Annotated in this window: 16 protein-coding genes; 4 read left to right on the forward strand and 12 right to left on the reverse strand. The window is 44.6% G+C overall.

All coding sequences use genetic code 11. The annotated features are described in order from the left end of the window. Positions 1-1,407: 1,407 nt before the first annotated feature. Complete coding sequence (gene folD / locus ACED28_RS16870) at positions 1,408-2,265, forward strand: bifunctional methylenetetrahydrofolate dehydrogenase/methenyltetrahydrofolate cyclohydrolase FolD (protein ID WP_012603477.1); 858 nt, start codon at positions 1,408-1,410, stop codon at positions 2,263-2,265. Between the two features lie 171 nt (positions 2,266-2,436). Here folD and ACED28_RS16875 read toward each other — a convergent pair whose 3' ends face one another. The 5 genes from ACED28_RS16875 to ACED28_RS16895 all read right to left on the reverse strand — a co-directional run bounded on the left by ACED28_RS16875 (position 2,437) and on the right by ACED28_RS16895 (position 8,270). Beyond that, positions 2,437-4,251 carry a cation:proton antiporter gene (locus ACED28_RS16875; RefSeq protein WP_371710315.1) on the reverse strand — a complete coding sequence of 605 codons (1,815 nt, stop codon included), beginning with the start codon at positions 4,249-4,251 and terminating at the stop codon, positions 2,437-2,439. Positions 4,252-4,436: 185 nt separating this feature from the next. Continuing rightward, positions 4,437-5,636 (reverse strand): NupC/NupG family nucleoside CNT transporter, encoded by a 1,200-nt coding sequence (locus ACED28_RS16880; RefSeq protein ID WP_009848493.1) that lies wholly within the window; start codon positions 5,634-5,636, stop codon positions 4,437-4,439. A 205-nt stretch (positions 5,637-5,841) separates the two neighbouring features. After that, complete coding sequence (locus ACED28_RS16885; protein ID WP_371710327.1) at positions 5,842-6,762, reverse strand: LysR family transcriptional regulator; 921 nt, start codon at positions 6,760-6,762, stop codon at positions 5,842-5,844. Positions 6,763-6,950: 188 nt separating this feature from the next. Beyond that, positions 6,951-7,949, reverse strand: a complete 999-nt coding sequence (locus ACED28_RS16890) for a lytic transglycosylase domain-containing protein (protein ID WP_009848495.1) — start codon at positions 7,947-7,949, stop codon at positions 6,951-6,953. 30 nt (positions 7,950-7,979) lie between these two features. Continuing rightward, positions 7,980-8,270 carry a YcgL domain-containing protein gene (locus ACED28_RS16895; protein WP_009848496.1) on the reverse strand — a complete coding sequence of 97 codons (291 nt, stop codon included), beginning with the start codon at positions 8,268-8,270 and terminating at the stop codon, positions 7,980-7,982. Between the two features lie 219 nt (positions 8,271-8,489). Between ACED28_RS16895 and minC the strand changes: the two genes are divergently transcribed. From minC to minE, 3 genes are read left to right on the forward strand one after another with little or no spacing between them, the layout of a single operon-like run. Further along, complete coding sequence (gene minC, locus ACED28_RS16900; RefSeq protein WP_371710316.1) at positions 8,490-9,152, forward strand: septum site-determining protein MinC; 663 nt, start codon at positions 8,490-8,492, stop codon at positions 9,150-9,152. Between the two features lie 22 nt (positions 9,153-9,174). After that, positions 9,175-9,987 (forward strand): septum site-determining protein MinD, encoded by an 813-nt coding sequence (minD, locus tag ACED28_RS16905; RefSeq protein WP_009848498.1) that lies wholly within the window; start codon positions 9,175-9,177, stop codon positions 9,985-9,987. Positions 9,988-9,993: 6 nt separating this feature from the next. Further along, a complete protein-coding gene (minE, locus tag ACED28_RS16910; protein WP_009848499.1) occupies positions 9,994-10,257 on the forward strand; it encodes a cell division topological specificity factor MinE in 264 nt (87 codons plus the stop codon). 95 nt (positions 10,258-10,352) lie between these two features. On the opposite strand, the gene hflX is transcribed toward minE, so the two are convergent. From hflX to ACED28_RS16945, 7 genes are all read right to left on the reverse strand, one after another. Continuing rightward, entirely contained in the window at positions 10,353-11,720 is a 1,368-nt protein-coding gene (gene hflX, locus ACED28_RS16915) for a GTPase HflX (RefSeq protein WP_371710317.1), read from the reverse strand. Between the two features lie 286 nt (positions 11,721-12,006). Next, the gene (locus tag ACED28_RS16920; RefSeq protein WP_017101977.1) at positions 12,007-13,119 is read right to left on the reverse strand and encodes an ABC transporter ATP-binding protein; all 1,113 of its coding nucleotides are present in this window, start codon (positions 13,117-13,119) and stop codon (positions 12,007-12,009) included. A gap of 6 nt (positions 13,120-13,125) precedes the next feature. Further along, complete coding sequence (locus ACED28_RS16925; RefSeq protein ID WP_009848502.1) at positions 13,126-13,983, reverse strand: carbohydrate ABC transporter permease; 858 nt, start codon at positions 13,981-13,983, stop codon at positions 13,126-13,128. After that, a complete protein-coding gene (locus tag ACED28_RS16930; RefSeq protein WP_009848503.1) occupies positions 13,980-14,918 on the reverse strand; it encodes a carbohydrate ABC transporter permease in 939 nt (312 codons plus the stop codon). Before ACED28_RS16930 ends, ACED28_RS16925 begins: the two co-directional genes overlap by 4 nt. 181 nt (positions 14,919-15,099) lie before the next feature. Then, positions 15,100-16,347, reverse strand: coding sequence for an ABC transporter substrate-binding protein (locus ACED28_RS16935; protein ID WP_371710318.1), 1,248 nt, complete (start codon positions 16,345-16,347; stop codon positions 15,100-15,102). Between the two features lie 110 nt (positions 16,348-16,457). Then, positions 16,458-17,903 carry an ATP-binding protein gene (locus ACED28_RS16940; RefSeq protein ID WP_371710319.1) on the reverse strand — a complete coding sequence of 482 codons (1,446 nt, stop codon included), beginning with the start codon at positions 17,901-17,903 and terminating at the stop codon, positions 16,458-16,460. A gap of 72 nt (positions 17,904-17,975) precedes the next feature. Continuing rightward, positions 17,976-18,704 carry a response regulator gene (locus tag ACED28_RS16945; RefSeq protein ID WP_371710320.1) on the reverse strand — a complete coding sequence of 243 codons (729 nt, stop codon included), beginning with the start codon at positions 18,702-18,704 and terminating at the stop codon, positions 17,976-17,978. Between the last annotated feature and the right edge of the window lie 34 nt (positions 18,705-18,738).

An 18,738-nucleotide genomic window follows, 5' to 3' on the forward strand; every position in this document is an offset into this window, starting at 1 on the left:
TTATCGCCCAAACTGGTTAAATTTTAACAGTGACAACTATCCTGCCAGAGGGGGAAATCAACATACTGGAAAGAGCCAACTCATAGAGGGATTATTAATTTCTACGATAATGATATACCTAACTTCAATTATCTTGATTGTAAAATTGAAAACAACAATGGGATATTAAAAGCAAACTTCACTTTAAATTATGAAAAATTAAGAGATTATCCAGTTATAAAAAGTCACTACGAAAGGTTAGAGATATTGAACCTTTATAAGGACCACATTCCAACAAAACTAGCAGAGATGGCATCTGATTTATCAACATATAAAGGAGAGGTATCTAGTGAAGGTGTCAAAAGGATATTGATTAAACAGTACTTTAAAAGGATTAGAGAGTTTGGAAAAAATGATTGGAAGGCAGCTCTATTGAGGGCTGTAATTATAGGAAAATACTATAACCTATACCTAACATAAGCCAATATTAATAGTCAATACCACTTAGCTATTGACTACTAGTTCAAGGCTTCATAATAATTTTTGGGATCAGAAAAACCATTTCTAAAAATTTTTCTTAAGCAAAAAAAAACGGTATAACAATTAATGTTATACCGTTTCTTAAAATGTGGCGTCCCCTGAAGGATTCGAACCTTCGACCACCGACTTAGCTTACCACTACAGCTTTCGCTGCCATCATCACGATGTTTGTAGTCTGGACTATATCATCACCCACAACATAACTTGCTAGGGTGGAGGGCGCTAAATGATGTTTTACGCAATGTGTTCGCATTGCACCACCTAGTCTCTGCACCTTTCTTACACGCATGTAAGACTTGGCTCATGATTGCCACCGCCACTACGCGCTGAGGTTTCCATGAATTCACCCTCTACACTGTATAAGTTTCCTAATACAGGCTCCTCTCTTAAAGGTCGGTGCTCTATCCAGCTGAGCTAAGGGGACGTTCTAATTCGATGCTATAGTAATGATTTAGCTATCGATTTTCAACCATCGAAGATGATTATTTTTACTTTTTCCTATCACTTTTAAGAAAAAAACTGTTTACGTAAAAGTGGTAACTGACCAATAATAAATGGTAACCATAAAAACATCTTATGGTAACCTTACTACTACCTAAACCCTTGAATAATAGCTATTCATTCCTAAAATGGTAACTATTAGGGGGAGGTGCTCAATCCAGCTGAGCTAAGGGCGCGCTACAGGGAAGGATTATACGAATTCGAATCAGTAAAGCAACGGCTTTATGTAACATTCTGATCCAAGTGAGTAAAAAAAGTGCAATAGGACTATAAGTGTTGGAAAATAGAACAAAGCAAACGTTTGCTTAATGGTAATCAAAAAGATTTTCTGGAATAATGCGCCAAAAACATCAGCCACTAACTTGAATATCAATACTAAGGAAATTCATGACTGCTCAAAATATTGATGGAAAGCTAATTTCTCAAACGGTTCGCTCTGAAGTTGCGGCTCGTGTAAAAGCTCGCACTCAAGCTGGATTACGCGCTCCGGGCCTAGCGGTTGTTTTAGTGGGTGAAGACCCTGCTTCTCAGGTTTACGTAGGAAGTAAACGTAAAGCATGTGAAGAAGTTGGCTTCGTATCTAAATCTTACGACTTGCCAGCCACTGCGACAGAAGACGAATTATTAACACTGGTAGACCAACTGAACGAAGACCCGGAGATTGACGGTATTCTTGTTCAACTTCCTCTACCAGCTGGTATTGATAGCACTCAAGTTCTTGAGCGCATCACGCCGGAAAAAGACGTTGATGGCTTCCACCCATACAACGTAGGTCGTTTGGCTCAGCGTATGCCTAAGCTTCGCTCTTGTACGCCTAAAGGCATCATTACGCTGCTTGACCGTTATAACATCGACTTACGTGGCAAACACGCGGTTGTGGTTGGCGCATCAAACATCGTAGGTCGCCCAATGACGTTAGAGCTTCTTCTAGCCGGTTGTACGACGACAACATGTCACCGCTTCACCAAAGACCTTGAGGGTCATGTACGTCAAGCAGATGTTGTTGTGGTAGCCGTTGGTAAGCCTAACTTCATTCCTGGTGCTTGGATTAAGAAAGGGGCTGTTGTGGTCGATGTAGGCATCAACCGTTTGGAATCTGGCAAACTCGTTGGCGACGTTGAATACGATGTCGCGAAAGAGAGCGCAAGCTTCATCACACCAGTTCCGGGTGGTGTTGGTCCAATGACTGTAGCAAGCCTAATTGAGAACACAATGATTGCTTGTGAGCAGTTTCACTCGAAATAGTCCGCAATGACAGCTTCGATAGTAATACCGTTGGCATCAATTGCCTCGCCCTAGAGTAAAACAAGCTAGAGCAAAATTAGAAAGCCGCAGCGTGAAAACGTTGCGGCTTTTTTGATACTTAGCTATTCGTTTTTGAATCAGGGCAACTAGCTTTTGATGCAGTGCTCGTTGCTACTTATCTGATATCTCGACTTTTTCCGCCTGTTCAGAAGGCGGCGATAAACTAATGATCGCACACTCCGTTGATACCAGTTTTTCCAAATCAGAACCTTGTGTCACTAAACGGAAATCACCGCCAGTAATCACACCGAGTGGAATCGCTTTAGGATACAGGGCGTTAAACTCATTAAGGTCAAACGCTTCGGTCAAACCTGTACTCTTTATTTGGCAGCCTTGAGCCATCAAGGAGTTAAGCTTGGAATAGGTAATTCCTTCCGAAAACAGACTTCTGTTGCCATCTCGACTCACTGAATGCCTTTCGTGTTTAGTTTCTGTCGATTCAAGCTCAAACACCTTGTTTTCACCAAACTCATCTTGATAATGCATACTGACTAATGGGTTGGTTTGACGATAAGGCGAGACGATCATGGCGCGCCCTATCCCATCCAATTCCAGATTATTTTCCGCGTGATTTGAGGCTGGGTTACCAAAATAGACATTCAGATTATCCATACGCGCTAAGCGAATGCTCTCCCAGTTTGTATCAGCAAGCACACTGTTGATGCTGTGTGTCGCCAGCACTTTGGCAAACTGGCGTGAAAAATGAGTCGCACCAAAGAAGATAACCCCTTGTGCCTTCTCTTGAGTCACACCCAACCTTCTCGCCCACCAACTCGCGGTTAGGCTCTGAATCACAACCGTACCAATAATGACCAAGAACACCATGGGCACCAGTAGATCCGCCCCTTCGATTAATTGCTTCTCTTGAAGTTTGATAGCAAACAGAGAAGAAACTGCGGCAGCAACGATCCCGCGAGGTGCCATCCAGCTCAAAAACCATTTATCTGCTGAAGTAAGATCCGTGCCGATCCCGCTGATCCACACGCTCAAAGGACGAGCCACCAGCATGACGACCGCTAATAAGCCAATACCGCCCCAACCTATCGAAAGGAAAGTCCCAGAATCAAGTCGACTCGCCAGTAAGATAAACAAGGCAGAAATGAGTAACACGGTTAAGGTCTCTTTGAACTCAATAATATCTTCAAGATCCAAGCCTTTCACGTTGGCGAGCCAGATACCCATGATGGTCACGGTTAATAGGCCAGACTCTTCACTCAGATCATTAGAAAAAGAGAACGCCGCCAACATCAACGTTAGGACTGCCACGTTACGCAAATAATGCGGAACCCAATGCCCTTTCAGCATCTTGGCAATCAAATAGCCACCGATGATCCCTAAGCCTAAACCGATGGCTAGAGTCAGCCCCAAAGCCGACAGTACATGGCTTGTAGGATCGGCTGAAGAGACAATGTATTCGTAAACGAGAACGGCAAACAGAGCGCCAATCGGATCAATCACTATCCCTTCCCAGCGCAAGATGCTGCCTAACGAAGATTTGGGCTGAATGCTGCGCAGCATGGGAACAATAACGGTTGGACCCGTCACCACCACTAAGGCAGCAAACAGCGCGGCTAATGGCCAACTGAAGTCCACAAAGTAATAAGCACCAACAACAATACACGCCCAAGTAATCAGCATGCCGAAACTCACGAGGTGCGTCACCATACGACCATGGCCTCTTATTTCCTTGAAATTCAGGGTCAATGCACCTTCAAACAGAATAATAGCGACACCTAATGAAATCAGCGGAAATAGCACGTCACCAAAAATGGCATCGGGATTAAGGATGTTAAGACCGGGACCTAAAAGTAGGCCGACAATAAGAAGAGGAAGAATAGCAGGAAGACGTAAGCGCCAGCCTAACAATTGACACGTTAAGGACAGCAGTCCAATTAACGCCAAGGATGAAGTAATCGACAAATCCATTTGTGCCCCTAAAAAATTTGCACCACACCTTGTGATACAAACCTATTTGCTGAAACAAGAAAGCCTATGTCATTAAACTATAGGCTCTCTTTTTCATGCTAACCGAATATTAGTGTGATTAATCAGTCACTTTACTATAGGGGAAATAAAGTGACTGACTCATCCACTCTGTACTTATCATCTAGCTACAGAGAAAGCACCACGCCAGCGATCGCAGCGCTCATTAAGTTGGCAAGCACACCCGCACAAATCGCTTTGAAGCCATATTGTGAGATGAAAGAGCGACGCTCTGGAACTAAGCTACCCAAACCGCCAATCAGAATCGCCATGGTAGAGATGTTAGCAAAACCACATAGTGCAAAAGTAACGATCGCTTTTGAGTGCTCACTCAGTGCATCTTTTACGTCCATTAACTGGATGAAAGCCACAAACTCATTCACAACGATTTTGTTACCGATCAGCGAGCCTGCAACCACAGCTTCAGACCACGGTACACCGATCAGCCATGCAACGGGTGCGAACACATAACCTAGGATAAGTTCGAAGCTTAGGTTTACGCCAAACCAGCCACCAACAATACCTAACAAGCCATTCAGCATCGCAATCACACTGATAAAGGCTAGAAGTGTCGCACCCACCGCAACGGCAATACGAAGTCCAGACATAGCCCCATCTGCCATTGCCTCAACTACGTTTGTTGCTCGTGGAATCTCTACACCAGATTCAATATTTTCTTGAACATCCTCTGGGCTGCCAGGTACTAAGATTTTAGCCATCAATAGACCGGCTGGTGCCGACATGAATGCCGCTGCGATCAGATAGTTTAGGTCAACGCCCAGCGATGCATAACCCACTAGTGTACCACCAGCTACAGAAGCCAAACCGCATACCATCACAGCAAACAGTTGTGAATCCGTCATGTGCTTTAGGTAAGGCTTAACCACTAATGGCGCTTCAATCATGCCGACAAAGATGTTGGCAGTCGCAGACAGTGACTCCGCACGACCTGTGCCTAGAAACTTCTGTAAAGCACCGCCGATTATGTTGATCACCTTTGGCATAAAGCCGATGTGATACAAACCTGAAATCAATGCAGAGAAAAAGATAATGATACCGAGAACGTTAATAGCGAAAACAAATCCGTTATTCGTTAGGCCACCGAATAGGAAGTTAATCCCCTCTTGACCGTAGTTGATCAAGCTAGACACCGCACCAGTAGCTGCATTCAGCGCTTCTTTACCCATTGGCACATAAAGAACCAAGAGCGCGAATGAGATTTGCAGTAAGAAAGCCAAAGAGACAGTTCTTAGCGGGATATTTTTTCTGTCCGTAGATAGTAACCAAGCGGCTACTAAAATAGTGATAATTCCAAGTAGGGAAGCCATATGCGTCAACCTAAAAGTTGTAGGTAGGAAAGGCGACGCATTGTATAGAGGAAATCGTTTGCGGCAAGGTGCGGTTGTTAATGTAATGTTGGGATTATCAGTAACTTGCCCAAGATTAGATTAACGTATTGAATTTTAATGGATTAACTTGTTCAAAAAGCATACTTTTTCCATATGGAAATTATATTTATGAATTAGGAAACAATTAACGATGCAGCTCAACACAAGTTTTGAGATTTTTGTCCCAATACGTCGGCGAACCAACATGCTCTTTGATGAACTCAATCACTGCTGAAAGCTTCTTTGGCATGTTCTTTCGGCTCGGATAGACGGCATAAAATGGCATCAACTGACTGGCTCTCCATTCTGGTAATACTTGGATTAACTTGCCCGTTCTAAACTCTTCTTTGACTAAATAAGTCGCCAAATAAGCAACACCCCACCCAGATACAGCTGCGTCTCGTACCGCCTCTGCCAAATCCACCGAGTAATCGCCCGCCACTTTGACACTAAGGTTTTCTTGCCCGTTATCAAACGCCCATGACGTGTAGTCACGCTCACGGCTGCGATAAATAAGGCAATTATGATCAATCAGATCAGATGGCACATGAGGAGTGCCAGCTTTAATCAGATAATCCGGTGATGCGGCTACCACAAATTGGCTGTCGGCTAAACGCTGCGCTATATAACCTTCTGGCAGGTCTTCATTATTGGTGATCCAAAGATCCAAGCGCTCCTCAATCATATCCACTTTGTAATCGAACAAATGCACTTCAATTCTCAGCTGCGGATAGAGCTGTCTGAGCTGATCAATCGCTGGAATGATATGCAGTGTGCCAAATGACTGAGACAAGCCTATGCGGAATATTCCAGAAATGTCGTCACGCTGGCTATCCATATCCATTTGAGCCGCTTTCACCGTATTGAACAGCTGCTCACAATGCTGATAGAACACTTCCCCTGCTTCAGTTAGTGTCAGGCTGCGTGTGGTTCTTTGCACCAGCTTGATACCTATCGAATCCTCGAGCAAAGCAACTTGCTTACTGATGTGAGACACCGACACATTCAAACTTTTTGCTGCACTGGTAAAGCCTTCATGCTTGATTAACGCATGGAATATCACCATCTGTGCGGCTCTATCTGTTAGCACAAGGCCACCTTTAAAAATCTCTGAAATATAAAAGAAAAAGGACTCCGAAGAGTCCTTTAGTTCGTTCTGCCTATGGTAGGCCAAATGCTATTCAAAGCGACCTAAATCTGTTAACCAAATTAGCTCCAATAACCAAATTAAGGCCATTAATCAAATTAGGTCGATTAATCAAACTTAATTCTGTCTGCTAGGTGGCTAACTGCCAACGCAAAGTAGTAAGAACGATTCCACTTCATTAACACATTGTAGTTGTTGTAAATGAGGTAAGAACGGCCAGTTTCATCGTCTGGCATAATTAGCCAAGCTTTAATATCTTCATCAAGCGTTGGTAGTGGGCGATCGTCAAAGCGCTTAATACCGAGTTCAGACCACTCTTTTAAGTATTTCGCTTTGTCTTCGCCTCGGCCTTGCATTTCAATAGACACAGTCGACGGTACGTGAACCTGACGGCCCCAAGTATATTTGTCATCCCAACCCGATTGGCTGAGATAATTCGCCGCTGAAGCAAATACATCTTCTTCAGTACCCCAAATATCTTTCTTGCCATCGCCGTTACCGTCAGCGGCATAAGCTAAGAATGAGCTTGGCATAAACTGAGGTTGTCCCATCGCACCAGCCCAAGAGCCTTTCATCTCTTGTGGTGCAATATGGCCTTGATCAAGAATCTTCAACGCCGCCATCGCTTCGCTACGGAAGAAGGCTTCTCTACGTCCTTCATAGGCCATAGTTGTGAGAGCATCAATAACACTGTAGTTACCCGTGAACTTACCAAAGTTACTCTCAACACCCCATAGCGCGACAATGAATCTTGGTTGAACACCATATTCATCACCAATGCGCTTCAACGCTGAATAATGCTTCTTATAAAGCGATCTCGCCTGCTTCACTTTCCAATCTGGAACCGCGCGTGGAATGTATTCATCCAGAGTCAGTTTTTTCTCAGGTTGATTCTTATCGGCTTTCACCGCTCTTGGCTTAAACGTCACACCATCAAAGGCCTGATCAATGATCGTTTCAGAGATGCCTTCTGCACGGCCTTGCTGCTTTAGTTTCTCTACATATTGCTCAAAGCTCAGCTCTTCAGCCTGAACTGAACCAATCGTCAGGCTATTACCCAATAGTAATGCCGACACAGCCAATATGGTTTTCGAAAATTTACTCAACGATCACTCCTCCCTGAATTAAGGTAGCTATCACTCTTCGTCTTGAACGTTTTGCTGAGCTTTACGCTCTTTATGAAGTTCAAGTTCATTAACCGGTGGTGGCGGAACTTGCAAAAAGAAACCATCGGTGTTCAGTGATTCTCTCACTTTATCGATGTTCACTTGCGCCAGTTTACGGCCATCCATTTTAATTACCATTACAAAACTAGGTTTACCAAACATTTGCATCAATGCGTCAGGAACTTGTGAGAAATCATCCTTCTTAGGGATATAAAGGTATGTTCCTTCTTTCTTTGAACTTTTATATATAGAACACAGCATGACAAACCTTTTTATTGTTTATGACTACAAAACTCTCACTTACGAGATCAATAGTTTATGTTAAGGGAAATATTGGGAACAAAACGTTCATTTGACAACAAGATTACTTGCTGTGCTTGGTTTGGGAATATAACATGATAAACCAAGTTTCAGGCAACGCCCTTTATTTTATTGATAAAGAAATTGTACCAATCCGCTATTGAGGTCCTGTAGTTTTCGATGTCTAGTAATCCAGATCTAAAAGGTAGCAGTTTTACGCTATCTGTTTTGCACTTATCCGATGATCAAGTCGAAAATGCGGTGTCTTTTCTTCAAGAAAAAGTAAACCAAGCTCCCAATTTTTTCGCTGCTGCGCCTGTTGTTATCAATATTAGCAAAGTCGCGGGTGATATCGATTTTGTGCAACTGAAAGAGGGTATATCTCAAGCGGGCATGATCCCAGTAGGTGTGGCTGGTTGTTCGGATAAACGTATGCAGAACCTAGCGAAAGAAGCTGGTTTTGCAGTGATGACAGCCAGTAAATCACCTTCTCAAGCTCCAGCGAAGATGGCTCCGATAAAAGTGGCGAGAACGCCTATTCGTTCTGGTCAGCAAGTGTATGCAAAAGATGGCGATCTATTGATCCTCAGCCATGTGAGTGCTGGCGCAGAAGTCATAGCCGATGGCAGCATCCATATCCATGGTACTTTACGCGGTCGTGCGATTGCAGGCGCGAGTGGTCAAACTGAAGCAAAAATAATTTGTAATGATTTACAAGCCGAGCTGGTCTCCATTGCTGGAAATTACTGGCTCAGCGATCAAATTGAAAGCGAGTACTGGCAGAAGAAAACCATGTTCAGTATGGCAAACGATGTATTACACGTTGATGTCCTCGCAATATAAGAGAAATAAAAAGGAAAACAAAATGGCACGCATTATCGTTGTAACGTCAGGTAAAGGCGGGGTAGGCAAAACGACCTCCAGTGCAGCTATTGCCTCAGGCTTAGCTTTAAAAGGGAAGAAAACCGCAGTTATCGACTTTGATATCGGTCTGCGTAACCTAGATTTAATCATGGGTTGTGAGCGTCGTGTTGTGTACGACTTCGTTAACGTTATCAATGGCGAAGCGACACTGAACCAAGCGATGATCAAAGACAAGCGCACAGAGAATCTATTCATTCTTCCGGCTTCTCAAACTCGTGATAAAGATGCATTAACAAAAGATGGTGTTCGTCGTGTATTTGATGAACTAGATGAAATGGGCTTTGATTTCATCATCTGTGATTCTCCTGCAGGTATCGAGCAAGGCGCTCTGATGGCGCTTTACTTTGCTGATGAAGCGATTGTTACAACTAACCCAGAAGTTTCTTCTGTACGCGATTCAGACCGTATTCTCGGTATTCTCGATTCTAAGTCTCGTCGTTCAGAAGATGGCTTAGAACCAGTGAAAACGCACCTTTTACTGACTCGCTACAACCCAGCACGTGTAACTCAAGGTGAGATGCTAAGTGTTGAAGACGTTGAAGAGATTCTTCACATCTCTCTACTGGGTGTCATCCCAGAGAGTCAAGCAGTACTGAACGCGTCGAACAAGGGTGTTCCAGTTATTTTTGACGAAGCAACCGACGCAGGTATGGCTTACAATGATACTGTAGAACGACTACTGGGTAGCCAAGTGGACTTCCGTTTCTTAACGGAACAGAAGAAAGGCATCTTCAAAAGACTGTTCGGGGGCTAATTCGCAATGTCATTACTAGAGTTTTTTAGACCACAAAAAAAGACAACCGCAAACCTAGCTAAAGAGCGTTTGCAGATCATTGTTGCCGAGCGACGCAGCCATGACGACCCAGCGCCGTCTTATCTGCCGCAACTAAAAGAAGACATCTTGAAGTGTATTGCGAAGTACGTTGACGTCGATCCATCAATGGTTGATCTGACTTTCGAACACAAAGATGACGACATCTCAGTATTAGAGCTGAACGTCAAACTTCCAGAAGAAGACCGATAAGCAGAGCTCAAGCGGCGCTTATCACGATTCAATAAAAAAGAGAGCCTAGGCTCTCTTTTTTGGTATTTTAACTTGTGTCTAAACGCTATAAAAGATTAAGAATTCTGCATACGCTTTTTCAGTCGAGCTAAGTCAATTTCACTAGAGCGAACAGTCAACTTAATACACTCGTAATCGTACTCTTCTTTAACCACACTCATGTTTGAGCGAATCTCGCCGATGATGCCTTGTCCAGAATAAGGGATAGTGATCTCTTCTTCGATCATGCCTTCTTCAGCAACACCAACGATGTACTTGTGCAGTTTCGTAATATCTAGCGGATCACGAGTCGACGTTAGCATCGCATCTGGGAATTCTTCGATCAGCTCTAATTGCTGTTCTTCAGTCAATCTATCGCACTTATTCAGCACTAATAGTTTTTCGCTGCCTTCAACACCCACTTGTGCTAATACGTCGTGTACCACATCAAGTTGTGCGCGGAACGAAACGTCAGAAGCATCAACCACATATAAAAGCAGTGAAGCATCATGCGCTTCTGCTAGCGTTGAGTGGAATGAAGCAACCAGATCGTGTGGCAGTTTCTTGATGAAACCAACGGTGTCTGAAACCAAGATACGTGGCTGAGTAATCGGCTGAAGTGCACGAACCGTCGTATCTAGCGTTGCGAACAGTTTATCTTCACCCACCACTTCGGTTGCGGTCATTGCACGCATCATCGAAGACTTACCGGCATTGGTGTAGCCAACTAAAGCAACAGTGAAAAGCTCCGCGCGCCTTGTGCGTCGGGTCTTCATTTCATCTTGTACGCTTACTAGCTCACGCTTAAGCGCAGCAATTTGGTCACGTACGTTACGACGGTCTAGCTCTAGTGAAGTTTCACCGGCGCCCTGACCCATTTGACGCTCTTTATCACCCTCAGCCGTTTCACGAAGTCGTGGCACTAAGTAGTTTAGACGAGCGATATCAACTTGCAGACGAGCAGTACGAGTACGAGCGTGACGGCTGAAGATTTCGATGATGATGCCAGTACGGTCAAATACTTCCACACCCAAACTCGCCTCAACAGTACGCATTTGAGATGGGCTTAAATCACAGTCAAATACCACAACATCAGCGGCACCGTATTGGAAGTTGCCCGTTGGAAGATCATCAAAATCTAGCTCATCGATTTCAACATTAAAATCAAACGACTCATCAATAAAGTCTTCATCTTCTGCTTCTTCAATAGAGCCTTGATAACCAGTTAGGTGTGCAATTTCAGCAAGCTTACCGGCACCCAGCACATTCTGTCTTTGAGATGAACTGTGGTGTTGCGATTGCGTACCGACTACTTTAAACCCTAGGGTTGTCACTAAGCGAGCAAGTTCGGCAAGAGACTCTTTTGCTTCGTCACCTTTAAAATCCGGTGTCGTAATAGAAATAAGTAAAGCGTTATTCGCCGCTGGTTTTGCTGTTAGTTTCATGTATTCTTCTGTTTATGCACCAAGGTGCAACCTAGTATTTGATCTAAAGTAGTGTGATCCTACGCGTTTCTACGTCAGCTTTATAGAGCTAAGGGATACTAAATCACGATATTATTGCAGTAGAAGCATATATATCGTTTATCCCTCTGTTTTTATAAGGGATAAAAAGCAAGTATAGCCAACGAAAAAGGCAGCATCACCTTACTTATTAGTAGTTGGTGATACTGCCTTTGATTTAGACATGAACTTTGATTGTTAAACTAACTCAATAACTAGAAGTTAGAAGTTAGAAGTCGATTCTCGCTTCGGTTTGAGCATCAAAGAATACCGCCTTTGATAAGTCAAAATGAAGCGGTGCCATTTGCCCAACCGACACTTCAAACTCTGGTGACAAACGACACGCGACTTCTTGGTCGTTCACTTTAACCATTGCGATGGTATCTGGCCCTGTTGGTTCTAATACTTCCAATTGCAGGTCTAGCTTTGTAGTTGCCGACACATCATCACCTTCTTGCTCAGTAATGTGTTCAGGACGCAACCCAATGACCAACTCCTTGCCATCTTGGTCACGCATACTCTGAGGCAATCGAATGTGGTGTTCTTGCTCCGCCGTGCCAGTTACTTTGATGATCGGATTCTGGTCCTCATCCAAGTCCACCATGGTTTTAATGAAGTTCATTGATGGTGAGCCCATAAAGCCCGCTACGAACATATTGTTGGGTTTGGTATAGATCTCTTGTGGCGTACCTAGCTGCTGCAGTTCACCGTCTTTCATTACTGCGATGCGATCCGCAAGAGTCATCGCTTCGATCTGATCATGGGTTACATAAACAATTGTGGTATTCAGCTTCTGGTGGAGACGTTTAATCTGATGGCGCATTTCAACACGCAGCTTGGCATCCAAGTTAGAAAGCGGCTCATCAAACAGATACAGCTTAGGACGACGAGCTAAAGCACGTCCCATCGCGACACGTTGACGCTGGCCACCAGAAAGCTGCGACGGCTTACGATCAAGCAACTGTTCAATTTGCAGCATTTCTGCCACTCGATTGACTTCTGCATCGATCTCTTGCTGCGGCATCTTGCGAATCTTCAAACCGAAAGCGATATTGCCACGCACCGTCATGTTTGGATACAAGGCGTACGACTGGAATACCATCGCGATATCGCGATCTTTAGGTTCAACCTGCGCCACGTCTATGCCATCAATTACAATCTCACCCGAGCTAATATTCTCTAGCCCAGCGATGGTGTTCATCAAGGTGGATTTCCCACACCCCGAAGGGCCGACAAGTATCAAAAATTCCCCCGAATCGATACTAATGTCGATGCCCTTTAACGTTTCGTTGTCCGCGTTGCGATAGGTTTTACGGATCTGTTTTAAATCTAATGTTGCCATGGGTAATTATCCTTTTACTGATCCTGCCGTTAGGCCACGAACAAAATATTTTCCTGCGAAGACGTACACCAACAGCGTTGGCAAGGCGGCGATGATCGCGGCAGCCATATCGACGTTATATTCTTTAACGCCTGTGCTGGTGTTGACTAGGTTGTTTAATGCCACGGTAATCGGCTGTGTCTCTGAGCCCGAATACACCACCCCGAATAAGAAATCGTTCCAGATTGCGGTGAACTGCCAGATCACTGTCACCATGATGATAGGTGTAGAGATCGGTAATAAGATCTTAAAGAAAATGGTAAAGAAGCCTGCGCCATCCAGTTTTGCTGCTTTGATCAATTCATCAGGAATCGAGATGTAGAAGTTACGGAAAAATAGAGTCGTAAACGCCATGCCGTAGATAACGTGCACAATCACCAAACCGATGGTTGTGTTTGCTAAACCCATCTTGCCAAGCATGGTTGCCATTGGCAGCAGCACAACTTGGAACGGAATAAAGCAGCCAAACAACAGCAAGCTAAAGAACAGATTTGAACCTCTGAACTGCCACTTGGTTACCACGTAGCCATTGAATGCACCGAGCAATGTTGAGATCGCAACCGCAGGTATCACCATTTGGAATGAGTTCCAAAAGTAACCTTTGATGCCTTCACATTTCACGCCCGTACAAGCGGTGTCCCACGCTTTATACCAAGCATCAAACACCCACTCTTTCGGCAAGCTCATTAAGTTACCCGCTTTGATGTCAGGCAGAGTTTTGAATGACGTCAGCGCCATCACGAACAATGGCATTAGATACACTAAACAGAAGAAAAGCAGTGCTGAATAAATAAAGATTCGAGCAAAATTGATGTTATTCATCATGACTTTTTCTCCCTAAGTTCAGAGTAAAGATAAGGCACGAGAATCGCTAAGATACCGGCAAGCATCATCATGGCACTGGCAGCACCAAGGCCAATTTGTCCGCGAGTAAAAGAGTGTGCGTACATGAATAGCGCAGGAAGATCCGATGAATAACCGGGGCCACCCGCTGTCATTGCCGTCACAAGGTCGAAGCTCTTAATCGCAATGTGAGAAGTAATGATCACCGCACTGAAGACCACAGGGCGCAAACAAGGCAGAATGATTTTGAGATAGATGGTAGGTAAGCTTGCCCCATCAATTTGCGCCGCTTTGATGATTGAAGAATCGATGCCACGCAGACCTGCTAAGAACATCGCCATCACAAACCCTGAAGACTGCCAAAGTGCTGCGATAACCAAGGTATACACCGACATTTCGGAGTCGACTAGCCAGTCAAATTTGAAGTCAGTAAATCCCCAATCTTGCATCAGTTTTTCAATGCCAAGACCCGGATTAAGAATCCATTTCCACGCCGTACCCGTCACAATGAATGACAACGCCATTGGGTAGAGATAGATGGTACGAATCGCCCCTTCTTGACGGATGTTCTGGTCAAGCAATACCGCTAAACCAACACCAAGCAAGATGGCAATCGCCATAAATAGAAAACCAAACACACCGAGGTTGGTGATTGAGGTAATCCAGCGATCGTTATCCATCAGCTTTTCATATTGGGTTAAACCAACGAAATTAAAGCTCGGCAGAAATCGAGAGTTGGTGAACGACAACGCTGCCGTCCAAAATATGTAGCCGTAGATACACACCACGGTCACTAACGCAGTCGGCGCCAGTACAATTTTAGGTAACCAATGTTGCAACCTGTCAGCAAAACTCGGTTTCGGTGCAGGCTGGCTCCTTGTGGGTTTTGGAGTCGACTCAGTCAAAACATGCTCCATAACTTATCCTTGTTGCACAATCGAGCCAATGGCTTACCTTTCGGCACCACATCAGCATCACGCATATCAGAATTGGGAGTGAAGAGCAGATAGGCTCCCTACGAGCCTACCCACCCTGGGGGTTCGATAAAGCAACACAGCCCGTCACTCACGTGCGTTGTGTGTCACTTATCAAGTTAGATTAGATAGCCGCTTTCACTGCTTTTGCTAACTTAGCTGCCGCTTGTTTAGGATCGGCATCTTTCTCGTTGAAGAAGTTGGTCACTACGTCATAGATAGCGCCTTGAGCATAGCTTGTTGTCGCTAGGCCGTGAGCCATACTCGGAACAAGATCGCCCGATTCAGCACTCGCTTTGAAAGTAGCCATTGAATCCAACGCACATTGGTCGAATTTAGACATGTCCATATCTAGACGTACAGGGATAGAACCTTTGTTAAGGTTGAAGACTTCTTGGAAATCTTTGGTAAGAATGGTTTTCGCTAGGTCTTGCTGCGCTTTTTGGTTCTCTTGGTCGCTTAACTCAAAGAACGCAAAGCTATCGATATTGAAAGTAAATTGGCCGGCAGTACCTGGAGCTGGTGCACAGATGTAATCTTTACCCGGCACTTTGCCTGCCGCAGTAAATTCACCTTTCGCCCAGTCACCCATGATCTGCATCGCTGCTTCACCATTGATAACCATTGAGGTTGCTACATTCCAATCACGACCAGGAGAGTTGCTGTCGATGTAATCACGCATCTTTTTGAACTTGGTGAACACTTCCACCATTTTGTTGCCAGATAATACGTCCATATCAAGATCAACGAACGCTTTGTTATAGTCTTCACTGCCTAGTACATCAAGTGCCACGGCTTCGAATACGGTCGCGTCTTGCCAAGGCTGACCACCGTGAGCTAATGGAATGAAGCCAGCCGCTTTAATCTTGTCTGCAGCAACAAAGAACTCATCTAATGTCGTTGGAACTGTCACACCCGATTTTTCTAAAACAACAGGGTTTGCCCAAAGCCAGTTAACACGGTGAACGTTGACAGGAACTGCCACATATTCACCATCCCACTTCATCACTTTAGTCACTACTTCTGGTAGTAGTTCATCCCATTGTTCTTGTTTAGCAGTCGCATCGAGAGACGTTAGAAAACCTAAACCACCCCACTCCTGAATATCATGACCTTTAATCTGCGCTGCAGAAGGTGGATTGCCCGATACTGCTCGCGTTTTCAAAACAGTCATCGCACTTTCACCGCCGCCACCCGCAACTGCGAAGTCTTTCCAAGTATGGCCTTGTTGTTCAATCATCTCTTTCAGTACGGCAGCGGATTTCGCTTCGCCACCGGCAGTCCACCAGTGGAGCACTTCCACTTCACCAGCTTGAGAAAATGTTGAGGCAGCAAGAAGAGATAGAGTAAGTAGGGTTTTATTGATTTTCATTATTATCTTCCATGTTTAGCGGACTCGACGTCCGGTTCATTAAAGAGTCTACTTATTCTGACTGGTAAGATTGAAACAAAAGGTAAGCCCAATGTAACAGGATTGTTACACTACACTTCTAAGCCTGTTGGGATATAGACTTTGACTTCCAAGCCACTTTGAGAGGAGTTGCGAATAATGAGATCTCCACCGTGTCCGTGCAGGATATTTCGGCAGATCCCGAGGCCAAGTCCGTGTCCTTGATCATCCGTTGCTAGCCTAAAATAGGGTTCAAAAACCATCTCTAACTTGTCTTCAGGAATGCCATTCCCACGGTCTTGAATAGTCACGACAACCCAAAGCTCATCACCACTAACTTCCACGACAGCTGATGAACCATACTTAACCGCGTTGTCAATTAAGTTGGTCAGTACACGCTTAATCGCCAGTGGTTTCGCGACCAGTGGCTCAATGACGACCGGCTCAAACTCAACTTTTGTCTGATACTGGTTATGAGATTCAATCACAGAAAGTACCATTTCGTTGAGGTCAATAATGGCATTATTCTCGTGTAGATCGGTGTCTCTTACCGCTTGCAAAGCACCTTTAACCATCATCTCAAGCTCATCGAGATCTTTATTAAATTTGTCTTTCTTTACTTCACTCTCCAGCAACTCAGCACGCAATCTAAGGCGTGTGATTGGTGTCTTTAAGTCATGGGAGATCGCAGAGAAAAGGTGCTCTCGGTCGGCAACATAGCGCCGAATTCGTTGCTGCATGCGATTAAAGGCTCGAGTGGCAGTGACCAGTTCAGTCGCCCCTTCTTCGTTTAGCGGAGGCTGCTGAATATCCATACTCATCTCATTGGCCGCCCTTGCTAACTTTTTCAGAGGACGCACTTGGCGACGAATCATCAAGTAAGTTAGAACCAGCAGAATAAGCGTTGAAGAAACTAAGAAGATCACCTGCTCTCTGCCAAGAATCGTATCGTCGAGTTTCACATATGGAGCAGGCAACAATGCCGCAATGTATACCCATTCGTGACTGGTCAATTCGATTTGTACAACCAGAATGGGTGGATTCAGCGGTTCTAACGTTAAAGTATGATGTGCCCAAGATCGCGGGAGATCGCTTAAGTAGATGTCGTTTTTAAGCAAGCGAAGGTGTTCAGGTCGAGAAAAATCTACCCGCACTGACGCCACCTTATTGAGTTTGCTACTCAAAACACTTTCTATCGCTTCAATCGAGGCTGTTTTTAAACGGGTATCGGGGATCGGTTCGACAATCAAAGCCTCTTTATTGAAAGAAACGAAGAAGCGCGTACCGCCCATATTCCGTATTTGATCCAGCACGATATGACGATATTTAACGGGTAGAGATTGGAAAAAAGTCACCGTTGAAGCAAACATGTTCGCCATGCTCGACGAAGCAGAACGAATTCCTTCCAGCTCTTTGTGTTTTGATTCGCTATACCATATAGACGTTGCGATGCCCTGAGCTATTACCACGGCTAACAGCGTCAACAATAAGGTTCTTGCGACTAACGAATTTGGTTTCAACCAACTCATCCAGTTCATACGAGATATTTCATCCAGAATACTTCATTGGAAATACTTTATTAGCGTTACTTGATTAACAGTAGGTCATACTTAGTGTTCATACTGAACCGGCACAGCAAGAATGTAGCCATTACCGCGCATGGTTTTGATGTAGTGAGGGTATTTACCACTGTCACCCAGTCGGCTTCTCAGGCGACTAAGCTGTACATCAATACCACGTTCAAAAGGCAGCGCTTCACGGCCTCTGGTAGCGAAAGAGATGGTGTCACGGTCGAGAACTTCGTTAGGGCGAGTTAAAAACAACATCAACAAAGAAAAGTCACTGCCCGATAAGTCCATCTCTTCTGAGCTTTCATTGTGATAGATTCGATGCGCGAGCGTATCGAGCGTCCAATCACCAAAAATAATCTGCTTTGGCAATGCATCACTTGGCTTGTCGTCCACCACTTGTACACGGCGTAATAGAGCTTTGATTCGAGCCATTAACTGACGAGGACTAAACGGCTTGGCGATGTAATCATCTGCACCAATTTCTAAGCCGATAATCTGATCGGTTTCATCCGATACCGCTGTCAGCATAATGATAGGCACATTGGATTGCTTTCGGACGCGCTGACACAAGGTAAAACCGTCGTCACCGGGCAGCATCACATCGAGCAGAATAAGGTCTGGATAACCTTGGCTTTGCAGGTGGGTTTCTAATTCAACACCGTCTCCTACAGAAGAGACATCGAAACCCGATTTAGTGAGGTACTCTTCCAGCAGCTCGCGGATTTCTTGATCATCATCCACCACGAGAATTCGAGTATTTGTTGGCATCGCCCAAACCTATTAAATTTACAACTTATTCACA

Origin of the sequence: Vibrio sp. 1F253, from assembly GCF_041439295.1 — a bacterium.
In the GTDB taxonomy this organism is placed as follows: Bacteria; Pseudomonadota; Gammaproteobacteria; order Enterobacterales; family Vibrionaceae; genus Vibrio; species Vibrio tasmaniensis_A.